This is a genomic window from Ketogulonicigenium vulgare WSH-001 (genome assembly GCF_000223375.1).
Taxonomy (GTDB): Bacteria; Pseudomonadota; Alphaproteobacteria; order Rhodobacterales; family Rhodobacteraceae; genus Ketogulonicigenium; species Ketogulonicigenium vulgare.
Genome location: NC_017384.1, coordinates 1180607 through 1205999 on the forward strand (window position 1 = coordinate 1180607; position 25393 = coordinate 1205999).

24 protein-coding genes, 1 pseudogene and 1 riboswitch are annotated in these 25393 nt (G+C 60.9%); of the genes and pseudogenes, 9 read left to right on the plus strand and 16 right to left on the minus strand.

Translation table 11 applies throughout. The features are described from left to right. Positions 1-2 precede the first annotated feature (2 nt). The 5 genes from zwf to efp form a co-directional block, all read right to left on the minus strand. Positions 3-1451 carry a glucose-6-phosphate dehydrogenase gene (zwf, locus tag KVU_RS05880; RefSeq protein WP_013384426.1) on the minus strand — a complete coding sequence of 483 codons (1449 nt, stop codon included), beginning with the start codon at positions 1449-1451 and terminating at the stop codon, positions 3-5. 151 nt (positions 1452-1602) lie between these two features. Next, a complete protein-coding gene (locus tag KVU_RS05885) occupies positions 1603-2202 on the minus strand; it encodes an HNH endonuclease (protein WP_013384427.1) in 600 nt (199 codons plus the stop codon). A gap of 116 nt (positions 2203-2318) precedes the next feature. Continuing rightward, positions 2319-2987, minus strand: a complete 669-nt coding sequence (locus tag KVU_RS05890) for an alpha/beta hydrolase (RefSeq protein WP_013384428.1) — start codon at positions 2985-2987, stop codon at positions 2319-2321. 61 nt (positions 2988-3048) lie between these two features. Beyond that, positions 3049-3672 carry a DNA-3-methyladenine glycosylase family protein gene (locus tag KVU_RS05895; protein WP_044008048.1) on the minus strand — a complete coding sequence of 208 codons (624 nt, stop codon included), beginning with the start codon at positions 3670-3672 and terminating at the stop codon, positions 3049-3051. A 48-nt stretch (positions 3673-3720) separates the two neighbouring features. Then, the gene (gene efp / locus KVU_RS05900; RefSeq protein WP_013384430.1) at positions 3721-4287 is read right to left on the minus strand and encodes an elongation factor P; all 567 of its coding nucleotides are present in this window, start codon (positions 4285-4287) and stop codon (positions 3721-3723) included. A gap of 114 nt (positions 4288-4401) precedes the next feature. Between efp and epmA the strand changes: the two genes are divergently transcribed. Beyond that, the gene (epmA, locus tag KVU_RS05905; protein WP_014537768.1) at positions 4402-5448 is read left to right on the plus strand and encodes an EF-P lysine aminoacylase EpmA; all 1047 of its coding nucleotides are present in this window, start codon (positions 4402-4404) and stop codon (positions 5446-5448) included. Between the two features lie 53 nt (positions 5449-5501). Here the strand turns inward: epmA and ndk are convergent, their stop codons facing one another. Beyond that, positions 5502-5924 carry a nucleoside-diphosphate kinase gene (gene ndk / locus KVU_RS05910; RefSeq protein WP_013384432.1) on the minus strand — a complete coding sequence of 141 codons (423 nt, stop codon included), beginning with the start codon at positions 5922-5924 and terminating at the stop codon, positions 5502-5504. Between the two features lie 153 nt (positions 5925-6077). Here ndk and KVU_RS05915 point away from each other — a divergent pair, with 153 nt between their 5' ends. The 4 genes from KVU_RS05915 (at position 6078) to KVU_RS05930 (ending at position 11793) form a co-directional block, all read left to right on the plus strand. After that, complete coding sequence (locus KVU_RS05915; RefSeq protein WP_193365310.1) at positions 6078-7931, plus strand: ABC-F family ATP-binding cassette domain-containing protein; 1854 nt, start codon at positions 6078-6080, stop codon at positions 7929-7931. 238 nt (positions 7932-8169) lie between these two features. Beyond that, on the plus strand, positions 8170-10506 hold the full coding sequence (locus KVU_RS05920; RefSeq protein WP_014537769.1) for a bifunctional diguanylate cyclase/phosphodiesterase: 2337 nt from the start codon (positions 8170-8172) through the stop codon (positions 10504-10506). Positions 10507-10582: 76 nt separating this feature from the next. Then, positions 10583-11218 carry a MarC family protein gene (locus KVU_RS05925; RefSeq protein WP_013384435.1) on the plus strand — a complete coding sequence of 212 codons (636 nt, stop codon included), beginning with the start codon at positions 10583-10585 and terminating at the stop codon, positions 11216-11218. Then, positions 11215-11793, plus strand: coding sequence for a retropepsin-like aspartic protease family protein (locus tag KVU_RS05930; protein ID WP_013384436.1), 579 nt, complete (start codon positions 11215-11217; stop codon positions 11791-11793). The genes KVU_RS05925 and KVU_RS05930 overlap by 4 nt, the downstream gene beginning before the upstream one ends. Position 11794: 1 nt before the next feature. Here the strand turns inward: KVU_RS05930 and KVU_RS05935 are convergent, their stop codons facing one another. The 5 genes from KVU_RS05935 to KVU_RS05955 form a co-directional block, all read right to left on the minus strand. Further along, positions 11795-12535, minus strand: coding sequence for an ABC transporter permease (locus KVU_RS05935; protein WP_013384437.1), 741 nt, complete (start codon positions 12533-12535; stop codon positions 11795-11797). Beyond that, positions 12532-13353, minus strand: coding sequence for an ABC transporter ATP-binding protein (locus KVU_RS05940; RefSeq protein WP_013384438.1), 822 nt, complete (start codon positions 13351-13353; stop codon positions 12532-12534). Before KVU_RS05940 ends, KVU_RS05935 begins: the two co-directional genes overlap by 4 nt. Before the next feature lie 90 nt (positions 13354-13443). Next, positions 13444-14517: an ABC transporter substrate-binding protein gene (locus KVU_RS05945; RefSeq protein ID WP_014537770.1), complete on the minus strand. Its 1074-nt coding sequence runs from the start codon at positions 14515-14517 to the stop codon at positions 13444-13446. A 265-nt stretch (positions 14518-14782) separates the two neighbouring features. Then, a complete protein-coding gene (locus KVU_RS05950; RefSeq protein WP_013384441.1) occupies positions 14783-15589 on the minus strand; it encodes a BtpA/SgcQ family protein in 807 nt (268 codons plus the stop codon). 39 nt (positions 15590-15628) lie between these two features. Continuing rightward, positions 15629-16429: an SDR family NAD(P)-dependent oxidoreductase gene (locus KVU_RS05955; protein WP_013384442.1), complete on the minus strand. Its 801-nt coding sequence runs from the start codon at positions 16427-16429 to the stop codon at positions 15629-15631. Positions 16430-16569: 140 nt separating this feature from the next. Between KVU_RS05955 and KVU_RS05960 the strand changes: the two genes are divergently transcribed. From KVU_RS05960 to KVU_RS05970, 3 genes are read left to right on the plus strand one after another with little or no spacing between them, the layout of a single operon-like run. Further along, complete coding sequence (locus KVU_RS05960; protein ID WP_014537771.1) at positions 16570-18048, plus strand: FGGY-family carbohydrate kinase; 1479 nt, start codon at positions 16570-16572, stop codon at positions 18046-18048. Continuing rightward, positions 18048-19271: an amidohydrolase family protein gene (locus KVU_RS05965; protein WP_013384444.1), complete on the plus strand. Its 1224-nt coding sequence runs from the start codon at positions 18048-18050 to the stop codon at positions 19269-19271. The genes KVU_RS05960 and KVU_RS05965 overlap by 1 nt, the downstream gene beginning before the upstream one ends. Then, positions 19271-20731: a gamma-glutamyltransferase family protein gene (locus KVU_RS05970; RefSeq protein WP_013384445.1), complete on the plus strand. Its 1461-nt coding sequence runs from the start codon at positions 19271-19273 to the stop codon at positions 20729-20731. The genes KVU_RS05965 and KVU_RS05970 overlap by 1 nt, the downstream gene beginning before the upstream one ends. On the opposite strand, the gene KVU_RS05975 is transcribed toward KVU_RS05970, so the two are convergent. The 4 genes and pseudogenes from KVU_RS05975 to KVU_RS16390 all read right to left on the minus strand — a co-directional run. Continuing rightward, complete coding sequence (locus KVU_RS05975; protein WP_013384446.1) at positions 20732-21559, minus strand: DeoR/GlpR family DNA-binding transcription regulator; 828 nt, start codon at positions 21557-21559, stop codon at positions 20732-20734. A gap of 99 nt (positions 21560-21658) precedes the next feature. After that, positions 21659-22840: an amidohydrolase gene (locus KVU_RS05980; RefSeq protein WP_013384447.1), complete on the minus strand. Its 1182-nt coding sequence runs from the start codon at positions 22838-22840 to the stop codon at positions 21659-21661. Then, entirely contained in the window at positions 22837-23634 is a 798-nt protein-coding gene (locus tag KVU_RS05985; protein WP_254660354.1) for a questin oxidase family protein, read from the minus strand. Before KVU_RS05985 ends, KVU_RS05980 begins: the two co-directional genes overlap by 4 nt. Positions 23635-23638: 4 nt before the next feature. Beyond that, a pseudogene (locus KVU_RS16390) lies at positions 23639-23860 on the minus strand (questin oxidase family protein); the annotation flags it as partial. A 183-nt stretch (positions 23861-24043) separates the two neighbouring features. Further along, positions 24044-24192, plus strand: a riboswitch (FMN riboswitch). A gap of 107 nt (positions 24193-24299) precedes the next feature. Here KVU_RS16390 and KVU_RS05990 point away from each other — a divergent pair. Continuing rightward, positions 24300-24938: a riboflavin synthase gene (locus KVU_RS05990; protein WP_013384449.1), complete on the plus strand. Its 639-nt coding sequence runs from the start codon at positions 24300-24302 to the stop codon at positions 24936-24938. Here KVU_RS05990 and KVU_RS05995 read toward each other — a convergent pair. After that, positions 24935-25393, minus strand: a complete 459-nt coding sequence (locus KVU_RS05995; protein WP_013384450.1) for a DNA polymerase III subunit chi — start codon at positions 25391-25393, stop codon at positions 24935-24937. The genes KVU_RS05990 and KVU_RS05995 overlap by 4 nt on opposite strands.

Consider the following 25393-nt stretch of genomic DNA (forward strand, 5'->3'; position numbering starts at 1 on the left):
TCTTACGCCTTTATATCGCGCCAGCGACGCCCATCGCGATGCAGCAGCATCAGCGCATCTTCCGGGCCGGACGAGCCGGGCACATATTGTTTGGGCACATCATTGCGCGCCTCCCAGCCATTGATCAGCGGGTCGGTCCAGCGCCATGCGGCCTCAACCTCGTCGCCGCGCATGAACAGGGTCTGGTTGCCACGGATCACATCCATGATCAGCCGCTCATAGGCCTCGGGGGAATCGGTCCCGGCCATCGCCTCGGCAAAGGTCAGATCCAGCGGCACGTCGATCAGACGCATCCCGCCGGGGCCGGGTTCCTTGACCGTGACGGTCATGTCGATGCCCTCATTGGGCTGCAGGCGAATGGACAGGATATTGCGGTGCGGGCCGGTATCGCCCTCGAAAATCGAATGGCCCAAAGCCTTGAAGACAACCGCGATTTCCGACGAACGCGCCCGCAGCTTTTTACCCGTGCGCAAATAGAACGGCACGCCCGCCCAACGCCAGTTCGCAATCTCGCAGCGCATGGCGATAAAGCTTTCGGTGAACGAGCGTGGGTTTTCCGCGTCATCACGATAGCTGGGAGCGGTATCCGTCGCCTCGTACTGGCCGCGCACGATGTGATGCGGCGCCACCGGTTGCAGCGCGCGGATCACCTTCAGCTTTTCATCGCGCACCGCATCGGCGTCGTAAATCGCCGGAGGCTCCATCGCGATCAGGCACAAAAGCTGCATCAGGTGGTTCTGCACCATGTCGCGCATCGCACCCGATTTGTCGTAATAGGCCCCGCGCCCACCAACGCCCACGGTTTCAGCAACAGTAATCTGAATATGGTCGATATAGTGGTTATTCCACAACGGCTCGAACATCATATTGCCAAAGCGCAGCGCCATCAGGTTCTGCACTGTCTCTTTGCCAAGGTAGTGGTCGATCCGATAGATCTGAGTCTCGTCGAAATATTCCGCCAGTGTCGCGTTCAGCGCCTTGGCCGTTTCCTGATCGCGGCCAAAGGGTTTCTCGACAACGACGCGCGCCTCGGGGCCCGCGATCTGATAGGAATGCAGACGTTCGGCCAAGGCACCGAACAGGCTGGGCGCGACCGAGAAATAGAAAGCCTGCACGCGGTCAGTGCTGGTTTTCGCCTTTAACTCTTCCCAGCCGCCATCGCCTGTCGCGTCAATCGAGACATAATCCAGCATGTGAAGAAAGGCGGCTACTTCCTTTGAATTTTCGACATATTCTGCCGAGAATTCTTTCAGAGCCTCTTCGGCCAGAGTGCGATATTCCGCGCCAGACAGCGCGGCGCGGGCGGCGCCGATGATACGCGCGTCCTCTTCGAATTGGCCGGCGACGAAACGACGAAACAATGCCGGGATGATCTTGCGCTTTGCGAGATCGCCCGTCCCTCCGAACACAACAAGATCAAAAGGAGCGACCGGGATGACACGAGATGCCATGAGATGCCTCCGCAAGAAAGTCGGCTAGGCCGAACATATTACCCCTGCACGCCCTAGCGGCAGCGGGTCCAGATTTCACCTTAGCACCGGCTTTTGGCAGGCTCAAACCCTCGTCTTGCGATACGCAAATATTTGTCAGACTTTCGGCGGCTTACGCCTCCAACTCACTGTCCCAGTACAAATAATCCTGCCAGGTGACATGCAGCGCACGCGGCTTGAACCTGCGCCCGACGCCTTGCAGCTCGGATGTCGTCGGCTCGCGCGCGGGGCGCATCAACTGCATGCCCGCTTGGCGCAAGCTGCGCGAACCCTTGTGCAGGTTGCACGATTGGCAGGCAGCAACGACATTGGTCCAACTGGTTTTGCCGCCCCGCATCCGCGGCACGACATGGTCAAAGGTCAGATCCTTGGTCGCGCCGCAATATTGGCAGCAGAACCCATCGCGCAAAAAAAGATTAAAGCGCGTGAAGGCCACGCGCTTTCTGGGTTTTACATAATCTTTCAGCACGACGACCGATGGTATCCTGATCGACCTACTGGGCGAATGGATGACCGTGTCATATTCGGCAACGATCGATATTCGCTCCATCACCGCCGCCTTCACAGCTTCCTGCCACGGCCACAGCGACAGCGGGTAATAGGACAGCGGCCTGTAATCGGCGTTCAGCACCAGCGCGGGATGGCGGCGCAGATCCGCCTCCTCACGCACGAAATGGGTGCGGAAATCATCGTGATGGGACAGATCCTGCATAGGCCCTCCGGCGGCGCATCTGCGCCTGTCATCTGGATTGGGCCGCACCAGCTTTTGCGAAGCGGCCGCTTGCGACCACCATATGCGGGAATTAACGCAGCGGAAAGGGGATTCGGTCAGGCGTAGCCCAACCGATCCCGCATGAACGCCAGCGCGACCTGCAACCCGTCTTGCGCAATCGTATGGCCCGCGCCCTTTTGGATATGGGCAAAGATTTCTTTGAAACCGGCCTCTTGCATAACCTGCACGGCGGTCGGCATATTTTCGGGCGGCACCACATTGTCCTGATCGCCGTGGATCAGCAGGGTCGCGGGATAGACTTCGGCTTCTTCGGCGAGAGTGGTCGGGCGCAGCATCCGGCCCGCAATGGCGACAACGCCCGCGATCGCTTCTTCGCGGCGCGGCGCAGCTTGCAGCGCCATCATCGCCCCTTGCGAGAAACCAAACAGCACGACCTGCTCGGGCAGCAGATCCTCGTCCACCATGACGCCATCGATAAAGGCCTGCAGATCGGCCAGCGAATGGGTCACCGATTCCTCGACCTCCTCTTGGCTCGCGCCGTCGACCCAAGGGATCGGGAACCATTGGAACCCGCCGGGGCGACCGGCGCATTCCTCGGGCGCATCGGGGGAAATGAACAAGGTATCGGGCATATGATCGGCCAGCAGATTCGCAAGCGAGATCAGGTCTTCGCCATTCGCCCCAAAGCCATGCAGGAAAATCACCGCCGAGCGGGTCTCGCCACTGGCGGGTTCTTGGCGAAGGGCATTGAGGGCGCGTGTCATGGGTCACTCCTGAAAATGTCGCGGCCAGCCTAGTCGCTGCCCCCCGATATGGCCAGAGTGATCAGACGCCCGCGCGACCCTTCACCTCGCGATACCAACGCCATAGCAGCGTCGAGGCGACCGAGCGCCAGGGTTGCCACGGCGCGGCCAGCGCACGGAATGCTTTTTCTGTAGGGCGGCTTTCCAGCCCGAACAGGTCGCGTGCGGCCTCTTGCAGCGCCAAATCGGCGGCAGGCAGCACATCGACACGCCCCAGCGAGAACATGGCGTAAATCTCGGCCGTCCAGCGCCCGATGCCCGAGACGGCGACAAGCCGGTCAATCACTTCTGTGTCAGTCAGATGCGGCAGCGCCTCAAAATCAATCCCGCTGGCCGCCAGTGCCCGCGCGTATTTCACCTTGGGACGGCTGAGTCCGACGGCGCGCATCTCGTCATCAGTTGCGGCAAGGATGCTTTGGGGCAGATGCAGCCCCGCCCCCTCGACCCGCGCCCAGATTGCACGCGCCGATGCGGTCGAGACCTGCTGGCTGACAATTGCGGATAAAAGCCGGGGAAAGCCCTCGACATCGCGCCGCAGCTCGAGCGGGCCGATGATCGTCAGGGCATGGGCAAAGCGCGGCTCGCGCTGCGCCAACCAGTCGCTGCCTTCCAGCAGCAAATCAACATCAAGAACCTGTTCCGCCATGGGTGCAATATGGCACATCACGGCGAAACAGAAAAGAACAAAAGAGGATCAGTCTTTGGCGCGCTCGACGTAGGAATTGTCCTCGGTCAGGATCACGATGCGCGTGCCGGCGGAAATATGCGGCGGCACCATCACGCGTAGACCGATATCGGTCATCGCGGGCTTGTAGGACGAGGATGCGGTCTGGCCTTTGACGACCGGCTCGGTCTCGGTGATCTCGACGGTGACGCGCTGCGGCAGCTCGATCGCGACGGCGGTGTCCTGATAGATCTTCAGGAAAACGCGCACGCCATCCTTCAAGAAGGGCTTTTGATCGCCGATCACGTCGCCATCGACGGTGATCTGCTCATAGCTGTTCGGCTCCATGAAATGGAAGCCTTCGCCGTCCTCATACAGGAAGTCGTATTCGACATCCTCGACATGGGCGCGTTCCAGCGTCTCGGTGGTTTTCCAACGCTCCGAGACTTTCACACCATCCGAAATGCGGCGCATGTCGACCTGGGTGACGGGCGTGCCTTTGCCGGGGTGGAAGTTTTGCGCGGTCAGCACAGCGTAAAGCTTGCCGTCGATTTCCAGAACGTTGCCCTTGCGGACGCTAGAGGCGATGACTTTCACGGGGTTCATCCTTGTGATCGGTTCCGCCGCGCCCTAGTTAGGCGGCAGCTTTGCCGTGCTGCTAGCGCGGTTTCACCTGAATTTCTAGCCCGCAATACCGGCCCGCAAGGCAGAATGATGACAAATCCAGCCGATCACTGGTGGGCGCCCCACCGCCATGCCGAACGTCGCACCTTGTTGCTGGCGCGCAACCGCATCCAGCGCGCGCTGCGCGAGATGCTGGATGCGCAGGATTTTATCGAGGTTGACCCCGCAGGTCTGCAGGTGACGCCTTCGAACGAGGCGCATCTGCACGGCTTTGCCACCACCGCCATCGGCAATGACGGCGCGCCGCGGCAGATGTATCTGCATACCTCGCCGGAATTTGCGATGAAAAAGCTGCTGGCGGCGGGCGAGGTGGCGATCTACGCCTTTGCCCACGTCTGGCGCAACCGCGAGCGCGGCCGCCTGCACAGTCCCGAATTCACCATGCTGGAATGGTACCGCGCGGGCGCGGATTATACCCAGTTGATGGATGACACCTGCGCCATGATCGCCCGCGCGGCCCAGATTACCGGCGCGGCGCAGCTTTATTATAATGACGTGGCTTGTGATCCATACGCCGCGCCCGAACGGCTGTCGGTTGCAGATGCCTTCCAGCGTTACGCCGGGATCGACCTGCTGCAAAGCATCCAACCCGATGGCAGCACCGATGCCGCCGCCCTTGCCCGCGCGCTGGATCAGGCGGGGATCAGCCATTGTGCTGACGACACATGGTCGGACATGCTGTCGCGCGTGCTGGTGGCACGGGTCGAGCCACATCTGGGCCATGGCCGCATCACCATCCTCGACCAATATCCCGCCGCCGAGGCTGCCCTCGCCCGCCGCCTGCCAGGTGATGCACGCCTCTCGGAACGGTTCGAGGTCTATACCTGCGGCGTCGAGCTGGCGAATGGCTTTGGCGAATTGACCGACGCGGACGAGCAGCGCCGCCGCTTTACAGCCGAGATGGATGAAAAAGAACGCATCTATGCCGAGCGTTACCCGATCGACGAAAGCCTGCTGGCGGCCCTGCCCCTGATGCCCCCCACCGCCGGTATCGCGCTGGGCTTCGACCGGCTGGTCATGTTGGCCACAGGCGCGCCGCGCATCGATGATGTGATCTGGACGCCCGTCGAATAAAAAAACCCGCGCTGCGAAACAGCGCGGGTTATTGTCTGCAATCGGGCTAAAAATTAGCCGACGATTTCGAGGCCTGCGAAGAAGAAAGCGATTTCTTCAGCAGCAGCTTCGGGGGCGTCCGAACCGTGGACCGAGTTCTCGCCAACCGATTCAGCGAATTCAGCGCGGATGGTGCCGGCTGCTGCGTCTTTGGGGTTGGTCGCGCCCATGATTTCGCGGTTGCGCACAACAGCGTTCTCGCCTTCCAGAACTTGGGCAATGATCGGGCCCGAAGCCATGAACTCGCACAGCTCGTCATAGAAGGGACGTGCAGCGTGCACGATGTAGAACTGGCCAGCTTGGGCTTTGGTCAGGTGAATACGCTTTTGCGCGACGATGCGCAGACCAGCTTCTTCGAACTTGGCATTGATTTTGCCAGTCAGGTTGCGGCGGGTTGCATCGGGCTTGATGATCGAGAAAGTGCGTTGAATAGCCATTTTCACATCTCTTCGGGCTTTGGGGAGGAAAGGCCCCGGGTTGCGATTGCGCGTGCCCTATCACGCGATTTATCGGCTGAAAAGCCACTTGCGGCAATTGACCCGCAAGCGCGCATGATGCAAACCCGCCGCTGTATCAAAGGGGCCGCACTTATGTTGAAGATTTCTGACATTTCCTACTTCGTCGAAGGGCGTCCCCTGTTCGAAAGCACATCCGCAGTGATCCCGACCGGCCATAAAGTTGGTCTGGTCGGACGCAACGGCGCGGGCAAAACCACGCTGTTCAAGCTGATCAAGGGCGAGCTGACGCTGGATAGCGGTTTGATCGAGATCCCCAAAGGCGCCCGTATCGGCGGCGTCAGCCAAGAAGTGCCGGGCAATGAGGTATCCTTGCTGGATACGGTGATCGCCGCAGATACCGAACGCGCGGATCTGATGGCCGAATCCGAAACCGCCACCGATCCGCACCGCATTGGCGAGATCCAGACCCGTCTTGCCGATATCGACGCTTGGTCGGCCGAGGCGCGGGCCAGCAACATTCTGCGCGGCCTTGGCTTTACCGATGAAGAACAGCGGATGCCCTGCTCGGCGTTTTCGGGCGGCTGGCGGATGCGCGTCGCGCTGGCGGGGGTGCTGTTCTCGGCCCCTGACCTTTTGCTGCTGGATGAGCCGACCAACTACCTCGACCTCGAGGGGGCGCTCTGGCTCGAAGCCTATCTGGTGAAATATCCCCATACCGTGCTGATCGTCTCGCACGACCGCGAATTGCTGAACCGCTCGGTCAACGGCATCCTGCATCTGGACGAGCGCAAGCTGACCTATTGGAGCGGCCCCTACGATCAATTCGTGCGTCAGCGCGCCGAGCAGCGCGCCGTGCAAACAGCCGCCGCCAAAAAGCAGGACGCCCGCCGCGCCCATTTGCAAAAATTCGTCGACCGTTTCCGCGCCAAGGCGTCTAAGGCCAAACAGGCCCAAAGCCGCATCAAGCTGCTGGAGAAGATGGAGACGATCCGCTCGCCCGAGGAAGCCGCCGCCACAGTCTTCAGCTTTCCCGAACCCGAGGAGCTGTCGCCCCCGATCATCGCGACCGAGGGCGTTTCGGTCGGCTATGGCGATCACATCGTGCTGCGCAACCTGAACCTGCGCATCGACCAAGATGACCGCATCGCGCTGCTGGGCCGCAATGGCGAGGGCAAGTCCACCCTGTCGAAACTGCTGTCCGACCGCCTGCCCGCGATTGGCGGCAAGATCGCCCGCTCGAATAAACTGCGCATCGGTTTCTTTGCGCAGCATCAGGTGGATGAGCTGTTCATCGACGAGACACCGATCCAACACTTGCAGCGCGTCCGCCCTGGCGAGCACCAATCCCGTCTGCGCGCGCGTTTGGCTGGCTTTGGCCTGATGGCCGATCAGGCCGAAACGCTGGTCGGCAAGCTGTCGGGCGGCCAAAAGGCACGTCTGTCGCTGTTGCTGGCGACGATTGACGCGCCGCATCTGCTGATCCTCGATGAGCCGACCAACCACCTTGATATCGAAAGCCGCGAGGCTTTGGTCGAGGCGCTGACCGCCTATTCCGGCGCTGTTATTCTGGTCAGCCACGACATGCACCTGCTGTCGATGGTCGCTGATAGGTTGTGGCTGGTCAAAGGTGGCGCGGTGCGCCCCTATGACGAGGATCTGGACGCCTATCGTCGCCTGCTGCTGGAGGGCGAAAAGCCTGCCGCACCCAAGGCCGAGGCCCCCAAGGTCAAGAAAGCCACGCGCGAAGAGATCTCGGGTCTGCAAACCGAGCTGCGCAAATGCGAGGATCGTCTGACCAAGATCAATGACATGCGCGACAAGCTGGCCAAAAAGCTGGCTGACCCCGAACTTTACGAAGATGATCGCAAAGGCGACCTTGCTGTTTGGAATCGTAAATACGCCGAAGTCATGGACGCATTGGCCCGCGCCGAAGATTTGTGGATGGCCGCCAGTGAAAAGTTAGAGGCCGCACGCAGCCGCGCTTGATAACAGCGTGTTACTTTTGCATTTACTGCGCAAAACGGGTCGTTTTGCGCAGATTTTCATTGCGCTATTCAAATTACACGTCACAGTTGTTTATAATTTTTCGTAAATTCGATGGTTTTTCTTGTACAAAACTACGCTCTAGCATGAGCGGCGGCGCAATGTTGCTTTAACTGGTAACAATTAATCAACCGCCTTCATGGTGAAGTCAGGCATTCAACACTGGATAGCGGTCGTCAGCATGTTCTACGTACTTGAATGCATCACCGGAATGCATGATCCGACAATGGTCGCTCTGGCATTGTCGATTTGGTCGATTGGCGGGGCAAGCCTGTTCTTGCTGATGCGCCGCGCACAGGAAAGCAACCAGCGGCGCCAGCGCCAATGGATTGCAATTGCCGCGATTAGCGCCGGTGTCGCCGTTTGGGGCACCCATTTCGTGGCCATGCTCGCCTATGATGGCGGGATGACCGTCACCTTTCAAATCCCATTGACGTTACTATCGATCGCTGTTGCGATTGTGCTGTTCTGGGTCGCGCTACAGGCGCATTTTTGGCTGAAAATGCCGGGAAAATCGGTTGTTACCGGATCGCTGATCGCCTTTGCAATCGCGGGAATGCATTTCACCGGCATGGCTGCCATGCAGGTCGCGGCCCAAATCCACTATAACTGGGGCCTTGTGATCGGCGGGCAGTTGACTGCTAGCGTCCTGGCGATCCTCGCCTTTGCGGCTTTTGACCGCATAGCTGGCCGCAGCGGTGTCGTCATGGCAATTGTCCTGTCGCTGCTGGCCGTGGGCGCGATGCATTTCACCGCAATGTCCGCGACCCAACTGGTGCCCGACCCGGCACGGCCAGCGGTCGAGGAAGGCGTCGGCCGCACGCTGATCGCGGCCATGACCGTATCGGCGTCCATCATGCTGGCGTTGATCGCGCTGGGAACCTCGTTTATTGACCGGTATCTCAATGACTTGCGCGGCTTGGCTGATGCCTCGCTGGATGGGATTGCGATCTTGCGCGATGGGCGCATTATCGACGCCAATGACCGCTTTTTGTTGCTGGTCGGCGCCGCGCGCGAGGCTGTTATGGGCCGCGACGTGACAAGCCTGCTGTCTGTGCAGGATGGCTCGCCGCTGGCAACTCTTTCAAAAGCGGCGACCGAGGGGCTGCTGCAACAGGCCGATGGCGAGAATCGCCCGGTCGAAATTGCGGCGCATGTGATCGAATATCGTGGCCGGGATTGTCAGGTTATATCTGTACGCGATTTGACGCGGATCAAGGAAAGCCAGCGCCGCATTACACATCTGGCGAAACACGACTCGCTGACCAGCCTGCCGAACCGCGCGACCGCCATGCAGGCGATGGCGCAGGCGATGGAGATTGCGGCGCTGAATGGCGAGCAAGTGGCCGTGCTGGCGCTGGATCTGGACCGGTTCAAAGCCGTGAACGACATCTTTGGCCACCAAGAAGGTGACCGCGTGCTGTGTCAGGTCTCAGATTATCTGCGCGCCGCGGTGCGGGCCACCGATCTTGTTGCGCGCCTTGGCGGCGATGAATTCCTGATCATCCAAACCGGGGCGATCCAACCCCAAGGTGCGGTCGCGCTGGCGGAACGGATCATCGCCATGTTCGCCCGCGACCAGACCGAGGCGAAAAAGTTGCGCACGGTCGGCACCAGTATTGGCATAGCCGTCTTTCCCGACGATGCAGCCGATCCGTCCAGCCTGCATCACGCCGCCGACCTTGCGCTTTATCGCGCAAAAGCTATCGGGCGCGGCAATATCTGCTCGTATGATGTTGATATGGATAATGAACAGCAGCAGCGTCGCGAGCTGGAACATGATCTTGGCCATGCGATTGCGCGCGGTGAATTCTGGCTGGCCTATCAGCCGCTGGTCAACGCCCGCACCCGCCAAACCACCGGATATGAGGCACTGCTGCGCTGGGACCACCCACGTCTGGGCGCCGTGCCACCCGATCGCTTTATTCCATTGGCCGAAGAAACCGGTGCCATTATCCCGATTGGGGAATGGGTCCTGACCGAGGCCTGCACTGAGGCTGCGGGCTGGCCGAACCAGCTGAGCATCGCGGTGAATGTCTCGGCCGTGCAATTCTGGATCCCCAGCCTTGTCGACACGGTGCGCAACGCGCTGCAGATCAGTGGCCTGCCCGCCCACCGGCTCGAGTTGGAGATCACCGAAAGCGTCGTCATGCGCGATAGCGAGAATGTCGTGCGCACCTTGGACGAATTGCGCGAAATTGGCGTCTCTATTGTTATGGATGATTTCGGCACGGGTTTCTCGTCCCTGTCCAATCTGAAAAGCTATGCCTTTGACAAGATCAAGATCGACCGCAGCTTTATCGCCACGATTGACAGCGATTCGTCGTCGCGGGCCATCATGCGGGCGATCGTGGGGCTTGGCCATTCGATGAACCTGCCCGTCGTCGCCGAAGGTGTCGAGACCGAGGAACAATTGCAATTCGTCGCCTCCGAAGGCTGCGTCCAGGTGCAGGGCTATCTGTTCGGGCGCCCCGCCATTGCCCCTGCCTTTACGGATTTGCAGGTTTCCGCCGTTTAACCCCATGCACCATGGTGCATTTTACCAAAGCTGCGGTTAACCTCGCCCCAGCTTTGGTAAAACCGCGACGGTCATAATGCTAACAACAGCCGCCACGATCACCGCCTTCACCACGATTTTCGTGATGATCGATCCGCCCGGATTGGTGCCGCTTTTTCTGGCCCTGACCCATGGCATGACGCCGAAACAGCGCCGCACCGTGGCAATCCGCGCCTGTATCGTCAGCGCAGGGCTGATGATGTTCTTTCTGTTTCTGGGTCAGGCTGTGCTGGACTTTATCGGCATCTCGATCCCGGCGTTTCGCATCGCGGGCGGCATCTTGTTGTTCATCACCGCGCTGGACATGCTGTTTGAACGCCGCCAAACCCGCCGCCGCACCAGTGCCGAGGATGCGCTGGACCCCGGCCACGATCCTTCGGTCTTTCCGCTTGGCATTCCGCTGATCGTCGGGCCGGGGCTGATCACAACGCTGATCCTGCTGGCATCAACCGCCTCCGGCCCGCTTGGCCTTGCGACGGTGGTTGCGGTTGCGCTGATTAATATCGCCATCGTTTTTGTGACCTTCCTTGCGGCGCCGCGCATTGGTCGCTTTCTGGGCACGACCGGCCTCAGCGTGATGACCCGCCTCTTGGGCATGTTTCTGGCAGCGCTCGCGGTGCAATTCATCATCGACGGCATCATTTCCGCCGGCCTGACCGGAGCGGCAGGATGACCGGCGATGATCTTGTTCGCCTGAGCGCGCTGTTGCTGATCGTTTTGGCGGTCGGCGGATCACTGTTCATGGGATCGCGCCAACGCCTTGGGCAATTGACGCAATATGCCGCGATCTGGGGGCTGATCTTTCTGGGCACGATTGCGGTCATCGGTCTTTGGCCGGTGATTTCCGCCACAGTCATACCGCGCCAAACCCAGCTAGAAGGCGGTGTGATATCCGTGCCTGCGGATAACAGCGGCCATTATCAGCTGGTGCTGCAAGTCAATGATACGCCTGTGAAATTCGTGGTCGACACTGGCGCGACCGATATGGTTCTCAGCGCCGATGATGCCCAGCGTGTCGGGATCGAGGTTGACCGCCTCGTCTATACCGGGCGCGCGCAGACCGCGAATGGCACCGTGCGCCTTGCACCCGTGCGTTTAGATCGTGTGGTATTGGGCGATTTTATCCAGCGCAATCAATCGGCTGTCGTGAACGAGGGTGAGTTGAACCAATCCCTGCTGGGCATGGGCTATCTGCGCCATTTCCAACGGATCGAGATTGCGAACGGTCAGCTTTTGCTGACGCCCTGACCTACCAGCGGATCACCAAACGCTCGATCAAGGTGACGATCCCAACCAGCACCAGCGATGTCAGCGCCGAGATGAAAATCGCGGCCCACATCTGCGACAGGTTCAGGAAGTTCGTCGCCAGCACAATCGTCGCGCCCAGACCCTTCGACGTGCCCATGAACTCTGACACGACCGAGCCGACCATGGCCGAGATGATCGATAGCTTTGCCCCCGCGAACAGATGGCCAAGGCTGCTGGGCAGGCGCAGGCGCAGGAAAATCTCGGTGCGGCTTGCCGACAGGGCGCGGAACAGGTCATGCGCCTCGCGGTCAATCGCGCTCAGGCCCGCCATCGCATTGATCAACATCGGGAAAAATGCGGCGATGCTAGCGACGATTATATGCGGGATCGCGTTAAAGCCAAAAGCGACGATCAAGGCAGGCGAAATTGCGACCACCGGCGTCACATTCAGCAACAGCGCCACCGGAATGATCGCCATCCGCAAAAAGCCAAAATAGACCATCAGCACCGACAATATCACCGCAGCGCCCGCGCCAAAGGCGAATCCGATCAAAGCATTCGACAGTGTCGCCCATAGGTTTACAGCGTAGAACAAGGGCCTGCGGGCGAATTCCGCCGTGATATCGCCAAACGGCGGCAGGATTGACCGCAGGTTCTGCGCCACCCACTCCCACCCCAGATAGAGCGCCCCAAAGACCAGCAGAGGCGCGATAATGCGGTAGATCACGTCGCGGCTGATCATTCATCCGCCTCCCAACCTTGACGCAGGATATGCTGCACTTCGCGCACCTTGGCGGCGAATTCAGGGCTATCCAGCACCGCGCGCCCGCGCGGGCGCGGCAGGTCAATGTCGACCACCGCATGAACACGCCCCGGACGCGGGGTCATAACCACAACTTTGTCCGATAGCAACACAGCCTCGAGCGCGGAATGTGTCACGAAAATGACGGTTTTACGCTTTCTTTCCCAGACATCCAGCAGCCGCAGGCGCACGGCATCGCGGGTCAGCTCGTCCAGGGCGGAAAAGGGCTCGTCCATCAACATCAGCGGCGCGCCCTGCACAAAGCCGCGGGCGATCGCGGCGCGCTGGCGCATTCCGCCCGACAGTTGCGCGGGCCGCGCATCCGCAAAATCGGCAAGGCCAAGATCGGCCAGCACCTGATCGGCATCCTCGGGCAGACGTTTACGCACCCCCGCCAAATGATCTGCCGCACGGTTCACCATCTGCGACAATTTCACATTGGCGCGGATCGACAGCCATGGCAGCAGCGCCGCGCTTTGCGGCACCCAGGCAATATTCTTGGCCCGCGTCGCCTGCTGCGGCGTCTCGCCGAACAGGCTGACATCGCCGCTGTCATGCGTCTCTAGCCCAGCCAGGATGCGCAAAAGCGTGGTCTTGCCGCAACCCGATGGCCCGAACAGGGTGACAAATGTCCCCTCGCTGAACGACAGATTCACATCCGACAACGCGCGCACGGTCTGATCCCCACGCGTATAGGTCTTGCTGAGGTTATGGATCGCGATTTTCTGGCCGCTGTCAGCGCTGACGCCGTCATGCATGTGAGGGTCTTTCCAAAAAATACACTTGGCGCCGATCTGCCCATACCACGGGCAGATCGTCTAACCATCAGCCTCTGTCAATGACCAGCTTTAGGGCGCGGGCCAGATCAGCGCGCCCGCGTCATCATAGATCGCATCAATATAGGCGGTTGTCATGGCGCGGCTGATATCGGGCGCCGCGCGCACAATGCCAAAGCGTTGCAGCATATCCGCCTCGGGCTGCCATTGCGCGACGCTTTGCTGGCCGAAACCCCAACCGTCGGGCTGGCTTTCGGCGATGATCGCAGCCTCGGCGTTGAAACGAATACGCGACATATCAATGTCATAGCCAGCGGTCGATAATTCGGCCGCCCAAGCGAGGGCCTGATCAAGATGCGCCTGATCTTCGCGCATCCATTCATAGGCCTTGAATGAGGCGCGCAAGAAATCCTCGATCACGGTCGGGTTGGCGGCGGCAAAGGTGGCGTTCGCGATCTGGGTGTTAAAGGTCGAATGGATGCCAAAGGCATCGGGATTCCATTCGGTCACCGCAAAACCCTGCCGCGCCAGATCATAGGGCTCGTTCGATTTATAGGCGGCAAGACCCTGCACCTGACTATTGGGCAGAATGATCGGATCATAGCCGACCGAAACCCAATTGATATCCTCGGGGTTCACGCCATTGTCCTGAAACATGGCCGAGAATTGCGGCGGGATGGCGCCTTTGTAACCAACTGTTTTACCAGCGAAATCCGCAAGGCTTTCAATGCCGCTGTCGGCCATGGTCAACAGCTCGATCGCGCCGACATTGCCATAGGTCGCAATGCCGATGATATCGGCGCCGTTATCAATCCCCAACATCGTATCCGAGGCACCACCCACGCCGCCCAACTGCGCGGTATTGGCCGAGATCAGTTGGATATTTGCACCGCCCGGCTGCATCGTCAGATCGATGCACAGCGCCTCGAACAGGCCCAGTTTTTGCGCGGCCAGCACATCCAGAATACCATGCGAGGCCGCATAGCCAAAGGATGTCAGAAAGATCACTTCGCCCGGCGCTTGGTTCGCGGCGCAGCGGTCGGGGCTGATATCTTGGGCCGTCGCCGCCAACGGCAGCAGCCCTGCCCCAGCGAGTGTGATGGCAAGCACGCTGGTCTGCGGCAGCGAAAAGAGGGCGGGTTTCATCTGGGGTCCCTTTGGGTGTGACGACAATAGTCCAACATGCCGTCCCGGCCTATGCACCTGCTGTGCGATCTGCCCGGAAGCGTCGGGAACAGGTTAACCCGCGCGCGCGGGCGCGGCAATAAAGTGATGAAAGCACAATGCGCTGCAGACCAAAATCAAACATATTCCGCCGCATTCGAACATTACGGCGTGCGTTTTGCGCAGTAAAAACACAAAAGCCGGACATCATCCAATGCCCGGCTGCGCAAGTGATGCTTTTTGCAGCTTAAATGCGCGTTGCTTTGACGATGGCCATAAAATCTTTCGCGCGCTGCGGATCAACGGCGTTCCAGGTGTGCCCCTCGACCTTCAGCGACGAGCCGACAATACAGCCATCCGCAATGGCCAGCACATCTTTGACGGTAGCATGTTTTACGCCGGTATTGGCCATCACCGGCACGTCCGGCAGCGCCTTTTTCACACTCTCCAGATCCTGCATCTTTGCCGCCTCGCCCGTGATTGCGCCCGACACCAGCACCGCATCAGGGATCGACGAAAACACCGCTGAGCGTGCCCGATCGGCCAGCGGACGCCCGTCTAGCGAATGAGCGAATTCGGCGGAAACATTGTTCAGGATCACCAGATCCTTGCGGTCCAACCGGCGCGCATAGCGCATCGCGCGTCCCGCATTGGGCGTCCACGGCCCCATATCCGAGGCATAGGTGCCGGTGAAAATCTCGCGCACAAAGGACGCGCCGGTGGCGGCGGCCAGCGCAATCGTCGCATCAGGGTCCCACAGCACGTTGACACCAAATGGTTTTTTAATCTGATCGCGCAGGCGGCCAATGACAAAAGCCATCGCGGCGGTCGTTGCAACATCGACCTGCAGCTCATAGGGACGGTCGTTTTCATTGCCGAACATCACCGCATCGACATCGGCATCCTGCAGCGCCGTCAGGTCTTGCAGCGCGGCCCGGTAAATCCCCTCGATCCCCGCATCCGCATCATAAAGCGGCGTTCCGGGCATGGGATTCAGGTGCACCATCGCGATGACCGGTTTGATCCCCGGAAACAACTGCGCGAATTTCGTCATTCATATTCTCCGTAAAAATCCCCTGTCATTGCGGGGGTATCAAGTCATATAGACGCCGCCGGTGACGTTGATCGCCTGGCCGGTCATGAAACGCGCGGCGTCCGAACAAAGGAAAACCACCACACCGGCGACATCCTCGGGGGTTTCAATCCGGCCTAAAGGGGTCTGCGCAATGTAATCCGCCTGAACTTCGGCGGTGCTCATACCGCGCAGCTCGGCCTCCCAAACCAATTCGCGTTCCTGCATACCGGTGCGGACAAAGCCGGGGCAGACCGCATTGACGCGGATGCCCTTGGGCGCAAGCTCGCGCGCGAGGCCCTGCGTCCACCCCACCACCGCGAACTTGCTGGCCGAATAATGCGCCAGCAGCGGCGCACCGACCTTTGCCGCAAGCGAGGCGGTGTTGACGATCACGCCTTTGTTTTCACTGATGAAATGCCGGGTCGCGATCTGATTGGTCAGGAAGACGCCGCGCGCATTCACATCCATATTGAAATCCCAATCCCGATCAGTCAGATCGACCGCCGGTCGCATGGTCGAGACGCCCGCATTGGCGATACAAATATCGATGCCGCCCATCAGCGCCAGCGCCGCATCAAATGCGGATTGCACTGAATTCCTCTCGCGTACATCGATTTGCACCGCATGGTGCCCAGCGCCCAGCGCGGATGCCGCCTGCTCTGCCGCCGCGATGTTTAGATCAGCGATCACAACGCGCACATTTTGGGCAGCGAGCGCCCGCGCGATGGCCCAGCCGATTCCCGTTGCAGCGCCCGTTATGAATGCAGATTTCCCTGCCAATCCCGGATGTTGTTGTTCTGCCAGATCCTGCGCGCTCATCAATTCACCACTTTGCACCTACAGGCGATTGCAACCATGTTTCGGATGCAAGCTCAAGAAAAATGTTTGCAAATGTTCTATTGCGCGAATGATCTCGTTCTGATTTGCTTCAATATGAACAAACTGAACCACGAGCCGCCATGCCTGTCTTTCTGGGTCTCGATATTGGGACGACATCGACCATCGGGATTTTGATCGATACGCAGGGTCATGTGCTGGCCAGCGCGGCGCTGCCCGTGACGCTTTACACCGATCATCCCGGCTGGGCCGAGGAAGACCCGCAGCAATGGTGGCGCAACACCTGCGCGCTGATCCCGCGCCTGCTGGCCGAGAGCGGCTGCCGGGCCGAGGAGATTGCAGGCATTGGCACAGGTGGCATGTTACCTGCGACGATTCTGCTGGACAGTGATGGCACCGTCCTTCGCCGCGCGATCCAGCAAAGCGATGGCCGCTGCGGCGCAGAGGTCGATGAGATGCGCGCCGCAATTGATGAGACCGCGTTTTTGCGAGCCGCGGGCAATGGCGTGAACCAGCAGTTGGTCGGCGCCAAGATCCGCTGGCTGACCAAACATGAACCCGATGTCATCGCCCGCGCGACCACCGTGATGGGATCGTATGATTACATCAACTTCTGCCTGACCGGTCAGCGCGTCATAGAACAGAATTGGGCGCTCGAGGCGGGCGTCATCAATGTCGCCACCGATCAGATCGACCCCGCGCAGGCGGAAATGACCGGCCTGCCCGCGCGCCTGCTGCCACGTCTTGTCGCGGCGACCGAGATTATTGGCCATGTCACGCCAGAGGCCGCCGCCGCGACCGGGCTTGTCGCGGGCACGCCGGTGATGGGCGGCGCGGCGGATATGATCGCCTCTGCCCTTGGGGCCGGGGTGGTGGCCGATGGCGATGTGCTGCTGAAATTCGGGGGCGCTGTCGATATTCTAACCGCAACCGATCAGGCCCTGCCCGATGCGCGGCTGTTTCTGGATTATCACCTTGTGCCCGGCCTGTGGATGCCGAACGGCTGCATGTCGACGGGCGGCTCGGTGTTGAACTGGTTCGTCAACACCTTTGCGGGCGGCGTCGCGCCGGTGGATGGATCACGCCATAAAGCCTTGGACAGGATGGCGGCGGAGCGGCCAGCGGGTGCGATGGGACTGACATTCCTGCCCTATCTGCTGGGGGAAAAGACGCCGCTGCATGATCCAGATGCAACTGGCGCGCTGGTTGGGCTGACGCTGTCGCATGACCTTGGCCATATCTGGCGCGCGCTGCTGGAATCCTATGCCTATGCGATCCGCCACCATATCGAGACTTTTACCGATATCGGATACCGTCCGCAGCGGTTCTTTGTGTCGGATGGCGGTGCAAACAGCGATATCTGGATGCAGATCACGGCGGATGTGCTGCAACAGCCGCTGCAACGCCTGACGGGCCATCCCGGCACCTGCCTTGGGGCTGCTTGGGTCGCGGCGGTCGGCACTGGCGCGGCAGATTGGGCGGGGATCTCCACCTTCACCACCGCCCAACCGCTGATTACGCCGCGCGCAGATAATAAAGCGGTCTATGATCAAGGATATGCCGCATTTCGCGCGCTTTATCGCAACCTGAGGGGGGTCTGATGTCCTTTGTGATCGACAATATCCAAAATGGCGATCTGCCCTTTTCTTTGCATATCGAAAATGGCGTGATCGCGGCCATTGGCACAGATAGCGCGATGCCTGCGGACACCGAGCGCTATGACGCCGCCGGGGCGATGTATACACCCGGCTTTGTCGATGCGCATGTGCATCTGGACAAGGCCCTGATCCTCGACCGCTGCGTGATTTGCGAAGGCAACCTGCCCGAGGCCGTGCGCCTGACCGCCGCCGCCAAATCCGCCTTTACCGAGGATGACGTCTACGCCCGTGCCGAAAAAGTGCTGGAGATGGCCGTGCGCGCCGGCACCCAAAGTATGCGCAGTTTTGTCGAGGTTGACCCGCGCGCCGGTCTGCGCAGCTTTCACGCCCTCAAACGCCTGCAATCAGACTGGGCCGATATGATCGACCTGCAGCTTTGCGTCTTTGCCCAAGACGGGCTGACGCAGGAAATGGAGACCTATACATTGATGCGCGAGGCGATGGCCTTGGGCGGCGATGTCGTTGGCGGCTGCCCCTACACCGACCCGGACCCCGTGGCGCATGTCAGCTTGATCTTTGATCTTGCGGCGGAATTTAATGCAGACGTCGATTTTCACATCGACTTCAACCTAGATCCCGCAGGCACCATCCTGCCCGAGATCATCGCCCAGACCACGGCCCGTGACTGGCGCGGACGGGTGACAGTCGGCCATGCGACCAAATTTGCCGCGTTCACGCCAACGCGCCGCGCGGAACTGGCGCAGGCGATGGTTGAAGCGGGCATTGCGCTGGTGGTTCTGCCCAGCACGGACAGCTTTTTGAACGGTGATCGCACGGACCCGCTGCGCCCGCGCGGCATCGCACCCGCGGCCGATATTGCCAGCGAAGGCGTCATGGTCGCGCTGGCCAGCAATAATGTCCAAAATCCCTTTACGCCCTTTGGTGATGCCAGTCTGATCCGCATGGGTGGCTATTACGCCAATCTCGACCAGCTTTCCTCGGATGCGCAGATGGAGCATGTGTTCCAGATGATCTGCGAGAACCCCGCCCATATCGTGCGGGGCGGCCCGGTCAGTCTTGCGGTGGGCGCGCCTGCCGATTTCATCCTGATCGCGGCACAAAGCCGGTCCGACACCATTCGCGCGAACAGGCCCGTTATGGGCATCGTCAAAGGCGGGCGCATCCGCCTATGGGCGCCGCAGCCCCCCCTGACCCGAGGCTTTTGATGCAGACCTGTGCCGTCAGCCCCCACCCGATTGCCACGGCGATCGGCAATGATCTACTGGAACGCGGTGCATCTGCCGCCGAGGCTGCGGTTGCGATCGGGGCCTATCTGTCCGTCGCCATGCCCCATTTTTGCGGCATTGGCGGCGATGCGGTTTGGCTGGTGTCGGACGGCGCGGGCCATGTGCAGGCGATCAACGGCATCGGGCAAGCCTTTGATTTCACGTCTGGCGTCACACAGATCTCGACACGCGGGCCGCAGTCGATCCTGACCACCGCGGCGGCCACCGCGACCTGGGATGCTGCTTTGCAAATCTTTGGCGTGACGCCCGACCTTGGGATGCTGCTTGGCCCGGCGCAGCAAGCGGCGCGCGATGGCATTCGGGTGACGCCCTCGCAGGATTTCTGGCGCGGGATGCGTGCGGATGAGATGCAGGACTGGCCCGGCTTTACGCCCTATGCCGGGGCAAAAGCGGGCGATCTGCTGCTGCAGCCCGATCTGGCCACCAGTCTGCAAGCGCTGATCGACCATGGCCTGTCCAGCTTTCACACTGGCCCCCTGTCACGCCGCATTCTGGATGATCTGCAAAGCCTGGGCGTCGCCGCCACCGCCGACGACCTTGCCACCACCCGCGCGGCGGTCGAGGCACCGCTATCACTGCCCTATCGCGGCGCCCAGCTTTATGCGCCGCCGCCGCCGACACAGGGCGTGACGACGCTGCAAATTATGGGGATCTTGGAGCGCCTGAAGACCCCAGCAACCTATCACCTGATGGTCGAAGCGGTAAAATGCGCCTTTCTTGATCGCCCCGCGCTGGATGATCAGGCGCAGGTGGCGGATTGGCTGTCGGAGGCCCATCTGACGCGCCTTGCCGCCAACATCGACCCTGTGCGCGCCATGCCTTGGCCGCATGAATGGAACAGCGCCGATACTGTCTATTTCGCCGCGCGCGACGCGCAGGGCGGTTGCGTATCCGCGCTGCAAAGCACCTATTTCGATTGGGGCAGCGGCTGCGTTTTGCCGCAAACGGGGATGATCTGGCACAATCGCGGCGCGGGATTCAGTTTGAACGCTGGCCCCAACCGCCTTGCTCCGCGCCGCCGCCCCTTCCACACGCTGAACCCCGGCATCGCGACACGGGACGGCAAGCCGTGGCTGCTTTACGGCACCCAAGGGGCGGACGGGCAACCGCAAACGCTCGCAGTGATCCTGCAGGCCGCCATTGACCAAGGCCTGCCCCCCGCGGCCGCGCTATCGGTGCCGCGTTTTCTGCTGGGTCGGACATTCTCAGACGGGCGCGATACGCTGAAACTCGAGCCGACAGGGCAAGAGGATGCGCTGGCCGCACTGGGGCATCAGATCAGCCCGATCCCGGCGCTTAGTCAATTGGCAGGTCAGGCCGGTATGATCCGGATCGAGGCGGCGGTCACCGGCGCGCATGACCCGCGCGGGCGGGTGTGATCAATCCGCCTGCCCGACGATCCGCACATCAACGCCGGCATCCGCCAGCGCCTCGGCCAGATCGGCAGGCGGCGCGGCATCGGTGATGAGAATGGTGATATCGCTCAGATCGCAAATCCGCGTCAGCGACATGCGCTGGAATTTCGACGCATCGCACAGCACGATCCGCACGGCGGATTGCGTCACATAGACACGCTTTAACTCGCTGTCCTCAATCGAATAATCGAACAGGCCTTCGGTTGTGACACCGGAAATGCCCAGCACCGCGACGTCAAAAAACAACTGCGAAAACTGCGCAACGGCGGTCGGGCCAGTGACCGACATTTCATCATTACGGACAAGGCCGCCGGGCAAATAGACCTCGGCCTGCGCCTGTGACAACAGCTGCGCGACGCGCAGCGAATTGGTGAACATCCGTTTGCGCGGCGATTTGTCCATCATCTGCGCCACCAGATAGACCGAGGTCCCCACATCCAGCGCAATCGTGCGGTATTGTGTCAAAATGCGCGCGGCCTCTTGCGCGATCAGCTCTTTCGCGCTGCGATTGCGGGCAAAACGGGCCTCATATTCAGGCTCGATATCGTCAAGAAGCGAGGATGGCGCGCGGGCGCTCGGCACGGCGCCGCCGTGCACACGCTCCAGATAGCCATCCGCCTCAAGCTCGGCCAGATCGCGGCGCACGGTCATGTCCGAGACGTTGAATTCCTTGGCCAAATCCACGACCGAGACCGAACCGCCCGCATAGAGCCGTTCCAGAATCGCGGCAAGCCGGGCCTGTCCGGGCAGTTTTTGACGCTGAGGGTTTGCTTGCCAATCATCGGGCATCATACGGCGCGGCCTTTACTGCTGGGTGCGGCAAAACGACGTGCGAACACGTTCGTTTTTGTATGATTTTACCCACCCTCAGCGCAAGCCCGACGTTGCGGATCAGCCCTGTAATTCGCCGTCTATCGCAATCACCCGCCCGGCTTTGATCACGACCCGCGCAGGCGCGCGATCTGCCACCGCCTCGGCCACAGATGCCGCGCGCGTCAGCACGATATTTCCCGCGTTTCCAACAGCAAGCGCAGCATCCCCTCGCCCCATGACCGCCGCAGGCACCGCGCTCACCAGATCATAGGCCAGCGCCAGATCATCATCCGCGCGCATATCCTGACGGTCGCAAAGAATGCCTGCCCGCTCGACCAGATCGCCATTGCCGAAGGGCGACCACGCGTCGCGGATATTATCATTCGCCGCAAAAACCCGCACACCGGCGGCACGCAACGCTTTGATCGGCGGCATCGGCACCGGGCCAGGGGCCGAGGTCATGATCGACACCTCTGCGCGCGCCAGTACATCGGCGAGCTGTGCAAACCGCGCAGGCTCCAGCGCGCCAAGGCTAAAGGCATGACTGACGTTCACGCGGCCTTGCAGACCCAGCGCGAGGGTGCGCAAAGCGATCTGCTCTAGTTCGAATGCGCCCAGTTCTGCCGCATCATGCAGGTGAATATCGACGCCGATACCGTATTTTTCGGCGATACCAAAAACCACGTCCAAATGGCCAGCAACGTCGCCATCAATACCCGCAGGATCAAGGCCGCCGACCAGATCGACACCTGCCGCAATCGCCGCATCCATCAGTGCCGCCGTGCCCGGATCGCGCAGGATGCCCGACTGCGGAAAGGCAACAGTCTGGATGTCGACCAAATGACCGTGGCTTTCGCGCAAGGCCAGCACCTGTTCGACATTGGCAAGGCCCGCTTCGGTATCAATGTCGATATGGCTACGCACGGCAACGGTGCCAAGACTGGCAAGCCGTTCCAGCAATTTCCCGCCCCGGACACGCACCGGCAGATCAATCGTGCGGCGCAGGTGTCGCTCGGCCGCGATGCGCTCGGCCACGCTGCTGCCGGGGATATGCGGGATAAACGGCAGCCCGATCAGTGTCTTATCCAAATGAATATGCGCATCGACCAGCGCGGGCAGTGCAAGGCGCCCGCCCGCGTCAAAGCGGGGCGTGCCCTCGGGCGCGGTGACATCCGCGCCCATCGCGGCGATTTTGCCGCCCGTGATCAAAATGGCGCTGGCCGCTGGCAGGCGCAGATTATGGATGAACAGGTCGCTCATGTGATCAACCCCACGCGACGGGCTGCGACCACCTGATACAGCGGATCGCCCCAGATCTGCTGTTCCTGATAGGCTGAAAAGGTCAGGCTGATGTCATGCTCGTCATCCGAAGCGCAAGCGGCTGCGAAAATCGCGGGCCAGTCAGGCGCGGGGGTCTGGCGCATCACCTCTAACGCCTCGGCTGTCGGCAAGGTCGGAAAGCCGATTTTGGGGATCAGCGATGCGATGATCGCCCAAAGCACCGGATAGAGTGGCATCGGATCATCCAGATGCGGCGCGATCGTGCGCAACCAGTGGAGGCCGGTGACCGCGTGCAGCGCTGAAAAATCCATCGTCTGCGCATAAAGCGCAAGGGCCGCAGCCGCCATTTGTCGCGGCGTATCGGGCACCATATCAAGGCTGCCAGCGAGGCTAGCAAAGCCCGGCAAGCCGCAAACCGCGCGGATATTGTGCCACAGCAGGTCAACCTCGACCTGATAGCTATCCGCGCCGGGCAGCGTGTATACACCCGTGATCACATCCAGCGGATCATGCGTACGGGCGGTCGCGCTGTGATCCAGCGGCACGTGCAGATAGGTCGCGGCCCAATAGCCCAGCGCGTGGCCTATCTCTGCCGTATTGCCGCCAATGACGCCGTAAGCCATGCGCATCAGCGGGTGAATCGCACTGCCTGCCATGCCCTGCGCCATTTCGGGCAGGTACAGGCGGATCGCGCCGTCCGGCCCAAGACGCGCGGCCTCGGCGGTGAAAAAAATCGCGCAGGTCCGCCTCGCGCGCGCGATCGCCCAGCGCACCGCGCCAGGTGTCGGCGTTTAGCGTGCCTTGCGGCGGGGCCTGCGGGGGCACGTTTTTACTGGCGACATAGGCCGCATACCAATCGGCAATCCGCGCATTTGATGCCCCCATCTGGCGCATCGCCTCGAGCACCATCGGGGCGTGGTTTGCCAAAAGATATGGAAATTCAAAGGAATCCCTCTGCGCGCGGATAAAGGCGGGCCCATGGGGCAAAAGGGCGGTCATGACGTCACCTCGGATCAAACGCGTCTATCGTTCAACTGTCGATGATCGCGCAGCGCAGCGAAAGCCTGTCGTCACGCAGTCCCGCCGCTAAATCAAGCACGGGGCGTTGCCGTTTCGTCATATCTGCCGCAGGCGCCGGTGCCGCCGCACCAATTGACGCCGCAAGCGCAGGATGTATGGTGACCGTGTCTTCGGGGCGAGGTGCGACTCCTCACCGGCGGTAGATGCGGCGGAAACCCCGCATAAGTCCGCGAGCGCTTGCGCAAGCAAGGTCAGCAGATCTGGTCAGATGCCAGAACCGACGGTCATAGTCCGGATGAAAGAAGACGGCTGCAACGCGCCTGCTGGCGTGCCATGGCCTATTCCCCTCGGAGCGCGCTTTAACGCCGATGAAGGAGCGTGCCATGTTGAATACGTCCAAACGTCCGGGGGCATTTTAATGTTTACCGGCATTGTCCAAAATACCGCCCCCGTTTTGCGCGCGACGCGCGGCAACGAGGTTCTGACATTCGCGCTGGGGATGACCCCGGCGATGATGGACGAGCTGAAAATCGGTGCGAGCGTGGCGATCGAAGGTGTCTGCCTGTCGGTCACCAGTATCGGTGCAGATTTCGCCACATTCGATGCGATGCTGACCACGCTCGAGCGGACGAATCTGACCAAGATCGACGCGGGCATTGCGCTGAATGTCGAACGCTCGATGAAGCCTAATGACGAAAATGGCGGGCATGTGGTTTCGGGTCACGTCTCAACCACTGCCGAGATTGTCGAGATCGAACTGGAGGGCCCCAAAGCCCGCATCAGTTTCCGCGTTGGACCCGAATGGGCCAAGTATATCTTTGTGCGCGGGTTTTTGGCGATCAACGGCTGCAGCCTGACCGTTGCGGATCAGATCGAGGATGGCGAGGATACGATCTTTACCGTTTATCTCATCCCCGAAACCATCCGCTCGACCACCTTTGCCGCCTACCGGCCCGGCGATCACCTGAATATCGAGGTCGAGCATCAGACCATGATCATGGTCGAGGTGATGGAGCGCACTCTGACCCGCCTGCTGAAGGGCAAAGGGCTGGTCTAGGCGCGCTCGGCCTTTTTCACCCAGCGGCCGTCCTCTTGGGCGAAATAGCTGGCGGGGACGCCCTGCCCCGTCAGCGCTTTCCATTCGCCGCGCGCATGGTCCAGCGCCTGAGGGTCGTGGCCGTCGAAAATCAGCACAACGCGTTCAAGGCTGGCACATTCAGCCGGGGTGGCCGTCGCCATATCGACGCAGATCAGACAGTCGCCGTCCGGCAGGCCGTCGCCTGTGGTCAGCAGCACCGGCTGCAGCGCATCATGCGGCCCGCCTGCAAGACCGTGCGGCAGAAAGCCGTCATCATCGCGCCGCCACAGATCCACATCCAGCGCTGCCATCCGCGCGGGATCGGTGCCGCGCAGGATCACCCGCCAGCCGCGTTCCAGCGACCGGTTCAGCAGCACTGGCAGCGTTGCCGCCACAGGCCCGTCAAACAATTGAAAGAACTGGATTTCGGCCAA